Source organism: Pseudomonas fluorescens (assembly GCF_019212185.1).
GTDB lineage: Bacteria > Pseudomonadota > Gammaproteobacteria > Pseudomonadales > Pseudomonadaceae > Aquipseudomonas.
In genome coordinates this window covers 6,241,357-6,254,323 of record NZ_CP078138.1, presented here as the reverse complement: position 1 = coordinate 6,254,323, position 12,967 = coordinate 6,241,357, and the positions used below count along the sequence as shown (strand labels likewise).

The following is a 12,967-nucleotide window of genomic DNA, read 5'->3' as shown; positions in this document are numbered from 1 at the left end:
GCGCATGACTATCAAAGCCATTAACGTCCGCAACCAGTTCAAAGGCACCATCAAGGAAATCGTCGAAGGCGACGTGCTGTCGGAAATCGACGTGCAAACCGCCTCGGGTATCGTCACTTCAGTGATCACCACGCGTTCGGTCAAGGAGCTGGAGCTGGTGATCGGCAGCGAAGTGATCGCCTTCGTCAAATCCACCGAGGTTTCGATCGCCAAGTTGTAAGCGGTGCGCAACGAGCAACCCCGACGGGTGTGAACCCTTCGGGGTTTTTTATGCGTGGCGCTTGGGCAGGTAGGGCGGCAGGTACAGGCCCAGGTAGGCGTCGAAGACGCGCATGCCTTCCTCGGCCATGCGCGGGGTGATTTGCCCGTGCTGTTGCACCGAACGGGCGTAAACCCGGTCGCCGAGCTCCATGGCCAGGGCGAACACATCGACATCTTCGGGCAACCTCGGCAGTTCGAAGTGATGGTCGAAGAGTTTGTGCATCAGGTCGCCCAGTTCGATGTCGTGCTGGCGGTCGGCCTGGGTCACTTCGGTCAGGCCATGCTGGGCCAGGATCAACTGGCGAGCGGCGGCGTCTTCGCTGTAGATCACCAACATGCGCTCTTCCACCAGCCGCGACAGATCGCGCCAGCTGTGCAGCGTCGCAGTGTCTATCGGTGCTTGCAGGCAGGCACGAAACGCGGCGTGCACGTCGGCGGTCAGGGCTTCGAGCAGGGCTGGGACGCTGGCGAAGAAGTGGTAGACCGAGGAGGGTGGGATCTCGGCGCGTTCGGCCACGCTGTAGATCGACAGACTGGCCACGCCCTCGGCCGCCAGCAGAGTACGGGCCGCGTCGAGAATCGAGTCGATGCGGGCCTGGCTGCGAGCGCGGGGTTTTCGGGCGGTGGCGATGCGGGTCATTGAACTCTCCTACAGGGCAGCGGGCATTGTACGAGGCGGGTTGGGTGTTGTCTTGTAGCCCGCCTTCGCGAGCAGGCTCGCTCCCACATTTTCGATTTTCGCCACGGACCCGCGAACCGAGAAAGGCGGCCATAAAAAAACGCCGCAGGCTGTGAGGCCGGCGGCGTTTTTCAGAGCAACCGCTTAAACGGTATGCAGGTACCAGTTGTACTCGAGGTCGGAGATGGAGTGTTCGAACTCCTCCAGCTCACTCTCTTTACAGGCGACAAAGATATCGATGTATTTCGGGTCGATGTACTTGGCCATCACCTCACTGTCGTCCAGCTCGCGCAGGGCATCGCGCAGGTTGTTCGGCAGGCTCTGCTCGTTCTGCTCGTAGCTGTTGCCTTCAACCGGAGCATTCGGTTCGATCTTGTTGGTCAGGCCGTGATGCACGCCTGCCAGGACCGAAGCCATCAGCAGGTACGGGTTGGCATCGGCGCCGGCAACACGATGTTCGATACGCACGGCGTCGGCGGCACCAGTTGGTACGCGAATCGCCACGGTGCGGTTGTCCAGGCCCCAGCATGGCGAGTTCGGCACGTAGAACTGTGCGCCGAAACGACGATAGGAGTTGACGTTCGGGCAGAGGAAAGCCATCTGCGCCGGTAGGGTCTCGAGCACACCGCCGATCGCGTGACGCAGTGCGGCGTTCTGCTCGGGATCCTCGCTGGCAAAAATGTTCTTGCCGTCTTTATCAAGAATCGAGATGTGGACATGCAGACCGTTGCCCGCCTGGCCCGGGTAAGGCTTGGCCATGAAGGTGGTGTCCATCTCATGGTCGTAGGCGATGTTCTTGATCAGGCGCTTGAGCAGTACCGCGTAGTCGCAGGCCTTGATCGGGTCGGCGACGTGGTGCAGGTTCACTTCGAACTGCGCCGGGGCACTTTCCTTGACGATGGCGTCAGCCGGGATGCCTTGTTCCTTCGCACCTTCCAGGATGTCCTGGAGGCAGTCGACGTATTCGTCGAGGTCGTCGATCAGGTAGACCTGTGTCGAGTGCGGGCGTTTACCGGAGACCGGTGAGCGCGGTGGCTGCGGACGACCGTTCACGTTCTCCTGGTCGATCAGGTAGAACTCCAGTTCGAACGCGGCGCATATAGTCAGGCCCATTTCGTCGAACTTGCGCACGACATTGGCCAGCACCTCACGCGGGTCGGCGAAGAACGGCTCACCTTCGAGTTCGTGCATGGTCATCAGCAATTGCGCGGTTGGACGCTTCTGCCACGGCTCGTTGCACAGGGTGTCAGGGATTGGATAACAGATTCGGTCAGCATCACCGATGTCCAGGCCCAGGCCGGTGCTTTCCACCGTAGAACCGTTGATATCCAGGGCAAAGAGGGAGGCCGGCAGGTTGATGCCTTTCTCGTAAACCTTGTGGAGACTGGTGCGTTCGATGCGCTTGCCGCGCACCACACCATTCATATCCGCAATCAGAAGGTCAACGTACAGAACCTCAGGATGTTCCTTAAGGAACGCGTTCGCTTCGTTAAGCTGAACGGCACGCGGGGGTACCGACATGATGCAACACCTTTGTTGTTAAAAATATCAATCATTGATCTTTTCGGATTCCAGTCAACCCGAACGGCATGATTAAGTCAAGCGAGGGCTTTTTTGCCCTAAAAAAGCGCTCGAAAGGCATTTCTGAGGCAGTTTGGGGCGTTTTAATGCCTTTCCCTTCTTTGCCAGCTGCGGGTTTGAGCGGGCCGTGTTGTATTTTTTACGGGGGTGTTGTGTAAAAAAATGAACAAGGCTAAGCTCGGATCAAACCCATAACAGCAATAATACCGGGGTGTTTCATGTCTCGCCGGCCGTCAATCGGCATCGCCGCCTGCTCTATGCAGATCGGCCTGCAGGCTTGCCATATCAGTGGCGACAGCTTCGTCCGCGCTCCAGGCGCAAGGGCCAACGGCCTGCCGACGGTGCCGAATAGGCTGTCGGCGTCCGTTATTCTGGACGCACCGCAAAAACTGTTATTTACCCGATCTTCTTCCACTGTAGAACCTTTTCACTATAGCGGCCCTGCGTGTTCTGCGGGAGCTGCTCATGATTCTGCACGCGATTCCACTTCCAGCCCGTTGCCGCGCCGTGCTGTTGCGGTTTCTGCACGCACGGCTTTTGCATCAGGCTTGCACAGCCAGCCACAAGGGCAGGTAAGCTCTAGCTCGCACGTCCTGGGCGTCTCCCAGGTCTGCCAACGCGACGCGGACGCGTCAAACAACGCCCGGCCCCTAATGAAGCCGGGACACTCAGCCCAGAGGCATTTATGAGTAACAACCTCGACCAGCTCACCGATTGGTTGAAAGACCACAAGATCACAGAAGTCGAATGCATGATTGGCGACTTGACCGGGATCACCCGCGGCAAGATCTCGCCAACCAACAAGTTCATTGCCGAAAAAGGCATGCGCCTGCCCGAGAGTGTGCTGTTGCAGACAGTGACGGGCGACTATGTCGAAGACGACATCTATTACGAACTGCTCGACCCGGCCGACATCGACATGATCTGCCGCCCCGACCAGAACGCGGTGTTCCTCGTGCCATGGGCCATCGAGCCGACCGCGCAGGTGATTCACGACACCTACGACAAGCAGGGCAACCCGATCGAGCTGTCGCCACGCAACGTCCTCAAGAAAGTCCTCAAACTCTATTCCGACAAGGGCTGGCAGCCGATCGTGGCGCCGGAAATGGAGTTCTACCTGACCAAGCGCAGTGACGACCCGGATTACCCGTTGCAACCGCCGGTTGGCCGTTCCGGACGTCCGGAAATCGGTCGCCAATCGTTCTCTATCGAAGCGGCCAACGAATTCGACCCGCTGTTCGAAGACGTCTACGACTGGTGCGAACTGCAGGAGCTGGATCTCGATACGCTGATCCACGAAGACGGCACGGCGCAGATGGAAATCAACTTCCGTCACGGCGACGCGCTGTCCCTGGCCGACCAGATCCTGGTGTTCAAGCGCACCATGCGCGAGGCCGCGCTCAAGCACAACGTGGCCGCCACGTTCATGGCCAAGCCGATGACCGGCGAGCCTGGCAGCGCCATGCACCTGCACCAGAGCATCATCGATATCGAGACCGGCAAGAACGTCTTCTCCAATGAAGACGGGAGCATGAGCCAGTTGTTCCTCAACCACATCGGCGGCCTGCAGAAATTCATCCCTGAACTGCTGCCGCTGTTCGCGCCCAACGTCAACTCGTTCCGCCGCTTCCTGCCGGACACTTCGGCGCCGGTGAACGTCGAGTGGGGCGAAGAAAACCGTACCGTGGGCCTGCGGGTGCCGGATGCCGGCCCTCAAAACCGTCGGGTGGAAAACCGCCTGCCGGGTGCCGACGCCAACCCGTACCTGGCGATTGCCGCGAGCCTGCTGTGCGGCTACATCGGCATGGTCGAAGGTATCAACCCAAGCGCGCCTGTGGTGGGTCGTGGTTACGAGCGGCGCAACCTGCGTCTGCCGCTGACCATCGAAGACGCTCTGGAACGCATGGAAAACAGCAAGACCATCGAGAAGTACCTGGGTCACAACTTCATCACTGGCTACGTCGCGGTCAAGCGGGCCGAGCATGAAAACTTCAAGCGCGTGATCAGCTCATGGGAACGGGAATTCCTGTTGTTCGCCGTCTGACACGCCGGGTGCGGCCCTCAAAAGCCGCACTCCAACCTCACTAGGAGAGCTTTATGAGCAACAACCCGCAAACCCGTGAATGGCAGAACCTGAGCGCCGAACACCACCTGGCCCCCTTCAGTGACTTCAAGCAATTGAAGGAAAAAGGCCCGCGCGTCATCACCAGCGCCAAGGGCGTTTACCTGTGGGACAGCGAAGGCAATCAGATCCTCGACGGCATGGCCGGCCTGTGGTGCGTGGCCATCGGTTACGGCCGCGACGAGTTGGCCGAGGCTGCCAGCAAGCAGATGCGCGAGTTGCCGTACTACAACCTGTTTTTCCAGACCGCTCACCCGCCCGTCCTCGAACTGGCCAAGGCAATTTCCGATATCGCGCCAGCAGGCATGAACCACGTGTTCTTCACCGGTTCCGGCTCCGAAGGCAATGACACCATGCTGCGCATGGTTCGCCACTACTGGGCGATCAAAGGTCAGCCAAACAAGAAAGTCATTATCAGCCGCAAGAACGGCTACCACGGTTCGACCGTGGCCGGCGCCAGCCTGGGCGGCATGACCTACATGCACGAACAGGGCGACTTGCCGATCCCCGGCATCGTGCACATTCCGCAGCCGTACTGGTTCGGTGAAGGCGGCGACATGACCCCGGAAGAATTCGGGATCTGGGCTGCCAACCAGTTGGAAGAAAAGATTCTCGAAGTCGGTGTCGACAACGTCGGCGCCTTCATTGCCGAGCCGATCCAGGGCGCCGGCGGCGTGATCGTGCCGCCAGAAAGCTACTGGCCGCGCATCAAGGAAATCCTCGCCAAGTACGACATCCTGTTCGTCGCCGATGAAGTGATTTGCGGTTTCGGCCGTACCGGCGAGTGGTTCGGCAGCGATTTCTACGACCTCAAGCCCGACATGATGACCATCGCCAAGGGCCTGACTTCCGGCTACATCCCGATGGGTGGTCTGATCGTGCGCGATTCGGTGGTCGAAGTGCTGAACGAAGGCGGCGATTTCAACCACGGATTCACCTACTCCGGTCACCCGGTAGCGGCGGCTGTTGCCCTGGAAAACATCCGCATCATGCGCGAAGAGAAGATTATCGAGCGCGTCCAGGAAGAAACGGCACCGTATTTGCAAAAGCGTCTGCGTGAACTCAACGATCATCCATTGGTGGGTGAAGTTCGCGGGGTAGGGTTGCTGGGCGCTATCGAACTGGTTCAGGACAAAGCCACGCGTAAACGTTACGAAGGCAAGGGTGTAGGCATGATCTGCCGGCAGTTCTGCTTCGACAACGGGCTGATCATGCGCGCGGTTGGCGACACCATGATCATCGCGCCGCCACTGGTGATTACCAAGGCGGAAATCGATGAGCTGGTGAGCAAGGCACGCAAGTGCCTGGACCTGACCCTGAGTGTGTTGCAGGGCTAAGTGCTAGGCTCTGAGCGGGAGTTGTATGAACTTTCGCTCAGAGCGGTCAGAAAGCTTGGCCTTTCCTTGAAAGACCGCCATGGATGTTGCCAGACTAGCCACCGTTCCAAATGCCCGGGTTCGGCGCGGAACAGGTGGTTCAAAAAAGCAAAAATTTGGAGCATTACGCATGAAGGCACTCGGTAAAAAGCTCGCCGGCAAGACACTCCTTGCCATGTCCCTGATGGGCATCATGGCGGGCGCGGTTCAGGCAGATGACAAAGTCTTGCACGTGTACAACTGGTCCGATTACATCGCGCCGGACACCATCAAGAAGTTTGAAGACGAGTCGGGCATCAAGGTGGTCTACGACGTCTTCGACAGTAACGAAACCCTCGAAGCCAAGTTGCTGGCCGGCAAGTCCGGTTACGACATCGTGGTGCCTTCGAACAACTTCCTGGCCAAGCAGATCAAGGCCGGCGTCTACCAGAAGCTGGACAAGTCCAAGCTGCCGAACTGGAAGAACCTGAACACCGATCTGCTCAAGGCCGTCTCGGTCAGCGACCCGGGTAACGAGCACGCCTTCCCGTACATGTGGGGCTCGATCGGCATCGGCTTCAACGCCGAGAAGGTCAAGGCCGCGCTGGGTCCGGATGCACCGACCAATTCCTGGGACCTGATCTTCAAACCGGAAAACGCCGCCAAGCTGAAATCCTGTGGCATCAGCGTGCTGGATTCGCCAACCGAGATGATTCCGGTGGCCCTGCACTACCTGGGCTACCCGACCGACAGCCAGGACAAGAAACAACTGGCCGAGGCCGAGGCACTGTTCCTCAAAGTTCGTCCTTCGATCGGTTACTTCCACTCCTCCAAGTACATTTCCGACCTGGCCAACGGCAACATCTGCGTGGCGATCGGCTACTCGGGTGACATCTATCAGGCCAAGACTCGCGCCGCCGAAGCCGGTGACAAGGTCAAGGTCAGCTACAACATTCCCAAAGAAGGTGCAGGTAGCTTCTACGACATGGTCGCCATCCCTAAAGATGCCGAAAACGTCGAAGGCGCCTACAAGTTCATGACCTTCCTGCAGAAGCCGGAAATCATGGCGGAAATCACCAACGCCGTACGCTTCCCGAACGGTAACGCCGCTGCAACCCCACTGGTTGATAAAGACATCACCAGTGACCCGGGCGTTTACCCACCGGCAGACGTGCTGGCCAAGCTGTACGCGATTGCCGACCTGCCGGCCGCGACCCAGCGGATCCTGACTCGCAGCTGGACCAAGATCAAATCGGGTAAATAAGTATCTGTAGGAGCGAGCCTGTCGATTCGACAGGCTCGCTCCTACAAGGATCTTTTTAAAGTTTGCTGGATCGGTTTATCGAGGGTAAGTTGCGCGCCGGTTTTGTTCCCAGGCAGTCCAGACTGTCCGGTAACGCTGGGCAACTTGCGCCCAACTAATTTGAGAGAGGACCTCCACGTGGCCATTTTTTCTTTGTTGCGCAAAGCCATGCTGGTTGGCGCCGGGTTGACACTGGCTGCCAGTGTTCAAGCCGCCGGCACCGTGCATATTTATAACTGGTCGGATTACATCGGCGAGACCACCCTGGCGGACTTCCAGAAAGCCACCGGTATCAAGCCAGTGTACGACGTGTTTGATTCCAACGAGACCCTGGAAGGCAAGTTGCTGGCCGGGCGCACCGGCTATGACGTGGTGGTGCCGTCCAACCACTTCCTGGGCAAGCAGATCAAGGCCGGGGCGTTCCAGAAGCTCGACAAGTCGCTGTTGCCGAACTACAGCAACCTCGATCCGGTGCTGCTCAAACGCCTGGAACAGAACGACCCGGGCAACCTGTATGCCGTACCGTACCTGTGGGGTACCAACGGCATCGGCTACAACGTCGACAAAATCAAAGAGGTGCTGGGCGTCGACAAAATCGACTCCTGGGCGGCGGTGTTCGAGCCGGAAAACATCAAGAAGCTGCAAAGCTGCGGTGTGGCCTTCCTCGATTCGGCTGACGAAATGATGCCGACGGTCCTCAACTACATGGGCCTGGATGCCAACAGCACCAACCCTGAGGACTACAAAAAGGCCGAAGCCAAGTTGCTTGCGGTGCGGCCTTACGTGACCTACTTCCACTCCTCCAAGTACATCGGCGACCTGGCCAACGGCGACATCTGCGTCGCCATCGGCTTCTCCGGTGACATGTTCCAGGCGAAAAACCGCGCGGCGGAAGCGAAGAAGGGCGTGAACATCGCTTACTCGATTCCGAAAGAGGGCGGCGCTCTGTGGTTCGACATGCTGGCGATTCCCAAGGATTCGGCCAACGTCAAACAGGCCCATGCCTTCATCAATTACCTGCTCAAGCCAGAGGTGATCGCCCAGGTCAGCGACTACGTGGGCTACGCCAACCCGAACCCGGCGTCGGACAAATTGATGGAGCAGTCGATCCGCGAAGACGAATCGGTGTATCCACCCCAGGCCGTGCTCGACAAGACCTACGTGTCGATCGAACTACCGCCGAACATTCAACGGCTGATGACCCGCAGCTGGACCAAGGTCAAGTCGGGTAAATAGTGACAAAGGCTCAAACTATCCAAGGTTGGCTCACCTTGAGCGAACTGCACTCTTTTGTTTTGGGAGTTTCGTAAATGGCAGTTGCCTCCGGCGCCTATAAGAAAGCCCTCGAGGGCGACCAGACACCGAAACAGGTGTTGGTCAAAATCGACCGGGTCACGAAGAAGTTCGACGAGACGATTGCCGTGGACGACGTGTCCCTGGAAATCAAGAAAGGCGAAATCTTCGCCTTGCTCGGCGGATCGGGTTCGGGCAAATCCACCTTGCTGCGCATGCTCGCCGGTTTCGAGCGACCGACCGAAGGGCGAATCTTCCTCGATGGTGTAGACATCACCGATATGCCGCCGTACGAGCGGCCGATCAACATGATGTTCCAGTCCTATGCGTTGTTCCCGCACATGACCGTGGCGCAGAACATCGCCTTCGGCCTCAAGCAGGACAAGATCCCGGCCGCCGAGGTCGATGCGCGTGTGGCGGAGATGCTCAAGCTGGTACAGATGAGCCAGTACGCCAAGCGCAAGCCGCACCAGCTTTCCGGCGGCCAGCGTCAGCGTGTGGCCCTGGCCCGTTCCCTGGCCAAGCGTCCGAAGCTGCTGCTGCTCGACGAACCGATGGGTGCCCTCGACAAGAAACTGCGCTCGCAGATGCAGTTGGAACTGGTTGAGATCATCGAGCGCGTTGGCGTGACCTGCGTGATGGTGACCCACGACCAGGAAGAGGCCATGACCATGGCCGAGCGCATCGCGATCATGCACCTGGGCTGGATCGCGCAGATCGGCAGCCCGATCGACATCTACGAAACCCCGACCAGCCGCCTGGTCTGCGAATTCATCGGCAACGTCAACATCTTCGAAGGTGAAGTGGTGGACGACGCCGAGGGCCACGCCCTGATCACCTGCAAGGATCTGGACCGCAATATCTACGTCGGCCACGGCATCAGCACCTCGGTCCAGGACAAGTCGGTGACTTACGCGATTCGTCCGGAGAAGCTGCTGGTCACCGCCGACATGCCGACCTGCGAGTACAACTGGTCGAGCGGCAAGGTCCACGATATTGCCTACCTCGGCGGCCACTCGGTGTTCTACGTCGAATTGCCGAGCGGCAAGCTGGTGCAGTCGTTCGTCGCCAACGCCGAGCGTCGCGGCCAGCGGCCAACCTGGGGTGACCAGGTCTACGTCTGGTGGGAAGACGACAGCGGCGTGGTACTGCGCTCATGAACATGCGAAAGCTCAAACGCCGACTCAATCGAATAATTCCCGGTGGCCGGCAGTTGGTCATCGGGGTTCCGTTCCTCTGGCTGTTCCTGTTCTTCATGCTGCCGTTCTTCATCGTCCTGAAGATCAGCTTCGCCGAAGCAGACGTGGCGATTCCGCCGTATACCGAGATCTACAGCTTCGTTGAACAGAAGCTGCAGGTGCTGCTCAACCTCGGCAACTACGTGTTGCTCAGCGAGGATGAGCTGTACATCGCCGCCTACCTCGGCTCGTTGAAGATGGCGCTGATCAGCACCACCCTTTGCCTGTTGATCGGTTATCCGATGGCCTACGCCATCGCCAGTGCGCGCAAGGAAATGCAGACCGTGCTGGTGCTGCTGATCATGATGCCGACCTGGACCGCGATCCTGATCCGCGTCTATGCGTGGATGGGCATCCTCAGCAACAACGGCTTGCTCAACGGTTTCCTGATGAGCATGGGGTTTATCAGCGAGCCGCTGCAGATCCTCAACACCAACCTCGCGGTGTATATCGGCGTGGTCTATTCGTACCTGCCGTTCATGATCCTGCCGCTCTACGCCAACCTGGTGAAGCACGATACCAGCCTATTGGAAGCGGCTTCCGACCTGGGTTCCAGCACCTTCAACAGCTTCTGGAAAATCACTATTCCTCTGTCGAAGAACGGCATCATCGCCGGCTGCATGCTGGTGTTCATTCCGGTAGTGGGTGAGTTCGTGATCCCGGAACTGCTCGGCGGTCCGGAAACCCTGATGATCGGTAAAGTGCTCTGGCAAGAGTTCTTCAACAACCGTGACTGGCCGGTGGCGTCCGCCCTGGCAGTGGTGATGCTGGCGATCCTGATTGTGCCGATCATCCTGTTCAACCGCAGTCAGGCCAAGGAAATGGAGGGTAAAGAATGAAGCGCTTCCGTTTCTCCAGCCTGATGCTGGTAGTGGGTCTGTTGTTTATCTACCTGCCGATGCTGATCCTGGTGATCTACTCGTTCAACGCCTCGAAACTGGTGACGGTGTGGGGCGGCTGGTCGATCAAGTGGTACGTCGGCCTGCTGGATAACACCCAACTGATGGGCTCGGTGGTGCGCTCGCTGGAAATCGCCTGCTACACCGCGATTGCCGCGGTGGCGCTGGGGACCCTGGCAGCGTTCGTGCTGACCCGGATCACCCACTTCAAGGGCCGCACGCTGTTCGGCGGCCTGGTGACGGCACCCTTGGTCATGCCGGAAGTGATCACCGGTCTGTCGCTGTTGCTGCTGTTCGTGGCCATGGCGCAAATGATCGGCTGGCCACAGGAGCGTGGCCTGGTCACGATCTGGATCGCCCACACTACGTTCTGCGCGGCCTATGTTGCGGTGGTGGTGTCGGCCCGTCTGCGTGAGTTGGACATGTCCATCGAAGAGGCGGCCATGGACCTCGGTGCGCGGCCGTGGAAGGTGTTCTTTCTGATCACCATCCCGATGATCGCGCCGTCGCTGGCGGCGGGCGGCATGATGTCGTTCGCTCTGTCCCTCGACGACCTGGTGCTCGCCAGCTTCGTCTCGGGCCCGGGCTCGACGACCTTGCCGATGGAAGTGTTCTCGGCGGTGCGCCTGGGCGTGAAGCCGGAGATCAACGCGGTGGCCAGCCTGATCCTGCTGGCGGTGTCGATCGTGACCTTCCTGGTCTGGTTCTTCAGCCGTCGTGCCGAAGAAAACCGCAAGCGCGCGATTCAGCAAGCCATCGAAGAAAGCGCCGCCGACTCCTGGAAACAACCGGAAGTCCGCCGGCCGCAGGCGGTTTGATAGGTGAGTGGGAAAGGGAGCGGGCAAGCCCGCTCCCACAATTATTCTCCATCAGTCCATCAGCCCTTCAACGCATCATGCGCCTCCAGCGCACGCAGCGAGAACACGTACGCTGCACCGGCATTCAGAGAAATCGCCGTGGCCAAGGTCGCAGCAATCTCCTCACGGGTCGCGCCGGCCTTGATCGCGGCATCGGTGTGCACGCCGATGCAACCGTCGCAGCGGGTGGTAATGGCGACTGCGATGGAAATCAGCTCGCGGGTCTTGGCATCCAGCACGTTGTTCTCTTCGGCGGCTTCACCCAATGCCATATAGGCCTTGACCATCTTCGGATTGGTTTTGCCCAGGCCACCGAAGGCCTTCTGGATAGTGGGCAGCAGTTCGGACCAATTGTTGAACATTGCGTTATCTCCTGAGCAGGTTGGGGTGTACTGTTGCGGCAGATACAGTGTTGTCCAACCGGGCCAGGCGCGTTTGCCCGATCCGCTCAGTTATTTATCCAATCGTCGCAAATGAACTCGATCGATAAATTGATTGCCCTCGCCAGCCTGCGCGGCAGCCTCGACCTGCGCTGTCAGTTCCAGGGCGACTGGGCGCTGGATCACCCGGCCGACCGGCGCGGGCTGGCGCCGTATCACATCGTCCTGACGGGCACCTGCCACGCTGAACTGTCCGGCGGGCAGCGGGTGCGCCTGAACGCCGGTGACGTGCTGCTGCTGCCTGGTGGCTCGACCCATCTGCTGCGCAGCGAGGGTGCGCGGATCGCCCCCAGTGTGCCGCGGGTGATCGCTGGTGGGCTGCTGCCGATGCACCGCATGGGCAGTGACGAGCCGGAGGTCGATATGCTCTGCGGCAGCTTCCACTACAACCCACAGTCCCTGCTGTTTTCGGCCCTCCCGGAATACCTGGTGATCTCCAGCCGCGAAAGCCAGGTCGATGCACAACTGGTGGCGCTGATTGCACTGCTGCGCGGCGAAGCGGATGGCAATCAGCCGGGTGCACGGTTCTTCGTCGATGCGCTGTCGTCGGCGATGTTCACCCTGATTCTGCGCGCGCACCTGGCCGGGCAATCGCCGGCGAGCGGCACCCTGGCCTTGCTCGCGGACAAGCGCCTGAGCCGTGCCTGGCAAGCGATGCTGGCCGATCCCGGGCACGACTGGACCATCGACAGCCTGGCCGCCGCTGCGACGATGTCGCGGGCCACCTTCATGCGTGCCTTTGTGCGGGTTGCCGGGGTCTCGCCCTGGGTGCTGCTGACCCAGGTGCGCATGGAGTTGGCGTACAGCCTCTTAGGGCAGTCCGGCCTGAGCCTGAACGACATCGCCGCCCAGGTTGGTTATCAATCCCAGGCAGCGTTCAGCAAGAAGTTCAAGGACACTTACGGCGAGGCCCCGGGGCGGGTGCGCCAGAGCCTGTAG

At 59.6% G+C, this 12,967-nt stretch carries 13 protein-coding genes; 10 read left to right on the top strand and 3 right to left on the bottom strand.

Translation table 11 applies throughout. The features are described from left to right. The first annotated feature begins 4 nt into the window (after positions 1-4). On the top strand, positions 5-220 hold the full coding sequence (locus tag KW062_RS28320) for a TOBE domain-containing protein (RefSeq protein ID WP_003213899.1): 216 nt from the start codon (positions 5-7) through the stop codon (positions 218-220). A 48-nt stretch (positions 221-268) separates the two neighbouring features. Here the strand turns inward: KW062_RS28320 and KW062_RS28315 are convergent, their stop codons facing one another. Continuing rightward, positions 269-901 (bottom strand): TetR/AcrR family transcriptional regulator, encoded by a 633-nt coding sequence (locus KW062_RS28315; protein WP_027616926.1) that lies wholly within the window; start codon positions 899-901, stop codon positions 269-271. Positions 902-1,084: 183 nt separating this feature from the next. Beyond that, positions 1,085-2,461 carry a glutamine synthetase family protein gene (locus KW062_RS28310; protein ID WP_027616927.1) on the bottom strand — a complete coding sequence of 459 codons (1,377 nt, stop codon included), beginning with the start codon at positions 2,459-2,461 and terminating at the stop codon, positions 1,085-1,087. Between the two features lie 278 nt (positions 2,462-2,739). On the opposite strand from KW062_RS28310, the gene KW062_RS28305 reads away from it, so the two are divergent. The 8 genes from KW062_RS28305 (at position 2,740) to KW062_RS28270 (ending at position 11,549) form a co-directional block, all read left to right on the top strand. After that, positions 2,740-3,210: a gamma-glutamyl-gamma-aminobutyrate hydrolase family protein gene (locus KW062_RS28305; protein WP_146118198.1), complete on the top strand. Its 471-nt coding sequence runs from the start codon at positions 2,740-2,742 to the stop codon at positions 3,208-3,210. Continuing rightward, entirely contained in the window at positions 3,207-4,565 is a 1,359-nt protein-coding gene (locus KW062_RS28300) for a glutamine synthetase family protein (protein ID WP_027616928.1), read from the top strand. The genes KW062_RS28305 and KW062_RS28300 overlap by 4 nt, the downstream gene beginning before the upstream one ends. A 53-nt stretch (positions 4,566-4,618) precedes the next feature. Next, positions 4,619-5,980 carry an aspartate aminotransferase family protein gene (locus tag KW062_RS28295; RefSeq protein ID WP_027616929.1) on the top strand — a complete coding sequence of 454 codons (1,362 nt, stop codon included), beginning with the start codon at positions 4,619-4,621 and terminating at the stop codon, positions 5,978-5,980. Positions 5,981-6,149: 169 nt separating this feature from the next. Next, positions 6,150-7,262 carry a polyamine ABC transporter substrate-binding protein gene (locus KW062_RS28290; RefSeq protein WP_027616930.1) on the top strand — a complete coding sequence of 371 codons (1,113 nt, stop codon included), beginning with the start codon at positions 6,150-6,152 and terminating at the stop codon, positions 7,260-7,262. 177 nt (positions 7,263-7,439) lie between these two features. Then, entirely contained in the window at positions 7,440-8,537 is a 1,098-nt protein-coding gene (locus KW062_RS28285; RefSeq protein WP_027616931.1) for a polyamine ABC transporter substrate-binding protein, read from the top strand. Between the two features lie 74 nt (positions 8,538-8,611). After that, positions 8,612-9,754, top strand: coding sequence for an ABC transporter ATP-binding protein (locus tag KW062_RS28280; RefSeq protein ID WP_105753616.1), 1,143 nt, complete (start codon positions 8,612-8,614; stop codon positions 9,752-9,754). Positions 9,755-9,789: 35 nt separating this feature from the next. Then, a complete protein-coding gene (locus tag KW062_RS28275; RefSeq protein ID WP_327192047.1) occupies positions 9,790-10,671 on the top strand; it encodes an ABC transporter permease subunit in 882 nt (293 codons plus the stop codon). After that, positions 10,668-11,549: an ABC transporter permease subunit gene (locus KW062_RS28270; protein WP_027616934.1), complete on the top strand. Its 882-nt coding sequence runs from the start codon at positions 10,668-10,670 to the stop codon at positions 11,547-11,549. The genes KW062_RS28275 and KW062_RS28270 overlap by 4 nt, the downstream gene beginning before the upstream one ends. Before the next feature lie 59 nt (positions 11,550-11,608). Here the strand turns inward: KW062_RS28270 and KW062_RS28265 are convergent, their stop codons facing one another. Continuing rightward, positions 11,609-11,950 carry a carboxymuconolactone decarboxylase family protein gene (locus KW062_RS28265; protein ID WP_027616935.1) on the bottom strand — a complete coding sequence of 114 codons (342 nt, stop codon included), beginning with the start codon at positions 11,948-11,950 and terminating at the stop codon, positions 11,609-11,611. A 111-nt stretch (positions 11,951-12,061) separates the two neighbouring features. On the opposite strand from KW062_RS28265, the gene KW062_RS28260 reads away from it, so the two are divergent. After that, positions 12,062-12,967 (top strand): AraC family transcriptional regulator, encoded by a 906-nt coding sequence (locus KW062_RS28260; RefSeq protein WP_027616936.1) that lies wholly within the window; start codon positions 12,062-12,064, stop codon positions 12,965-12,967.

What these genes read in the sequence shown, in the direction of transcription:
- KW062_RS28280 (WP_105753616.1), top strand. Translation starts at nt 8,612, where the DNA reads ATGGCAGTTGCCTCCGGCGCCTATAAGAAAGCCCTCGAGGGCGACCAG.
- KW062_RS28295 (WP_027616929.1), top strand. Translation starts at nt 4,619, where the DNA reads ATGAGCAACAACCCGCAAACCCGTGAATGGCAGAACCTGAGCGCCGAA.
- KW062_RS28305 (WP_146118198.1), top strand. Translation starts at nt 2,740, where the DNA reads ATGTCTCGCCGGCCGTCAATCGGCATCGCCGCCTGCTCTATGCAGATC.
- KW062_RS28300 (WP_027616928.1), top strand. Translation starts at nt 3,207, where the DNA reads ATGAGTAACAACCTCGACCAGCTCACCGATTGGTTGAAAGACCACAAG.
- KW062_RS28265 (WP_027616935.1), bottom strand. Translation starts at nt 11,950, where the DNA reads ATGTTCAACAATTGGTCCGAACTGCTGCCCACTATCCAGAAGGCCTTC.
- KW062_RS28270 (WP_027616934.1), top strand. Translation starts at nt 10,668, where the DNA reads ATGAAGCGCTTCCGTTTCTCCAGCCTGATGCTGGTAGTGGGTCTGTTG.
- KW062_RS28320 (WP_003213899.1), top strand. Translation starts at nt 5, where the DNA reads ATGACTATCAAAGCCATTAACGTCCGCAACCAGTTCAAAGGCACCATC.
- KW062_RS28260 (WP_027616936.1), top strand. Translation starts at nt 12,062, where the DNA reads ATGAACTCGATCGATAAATTGATTGCCCTCGCCAGCCTGCGCGGCAGC.
- KW062_RS28290 (WP_027616930.1), top strand. Translation starts at nt 6,150, where the DNA reads ATGAAGGCACTCGGTAAAAAGCTCGCCGGCAAGACACTCCTTGCCATG.
- KW062_RS28315 (WP_027616926.1), bottom strand. Translation starts at nt 901, where the DNA reads ATGACCCGCATCGCCACCGCCCGAAAACCCCGCGCTCGCAGCCAGGCC.
- KW062_RS28310 (WP_027616927.1), bottom strand. Translation starts at nt 2,461, where the DNA reads ATGTCGGTACCCCCGCGTGCCGTTCAGCTTAACGAAGCGAACGCGTTC.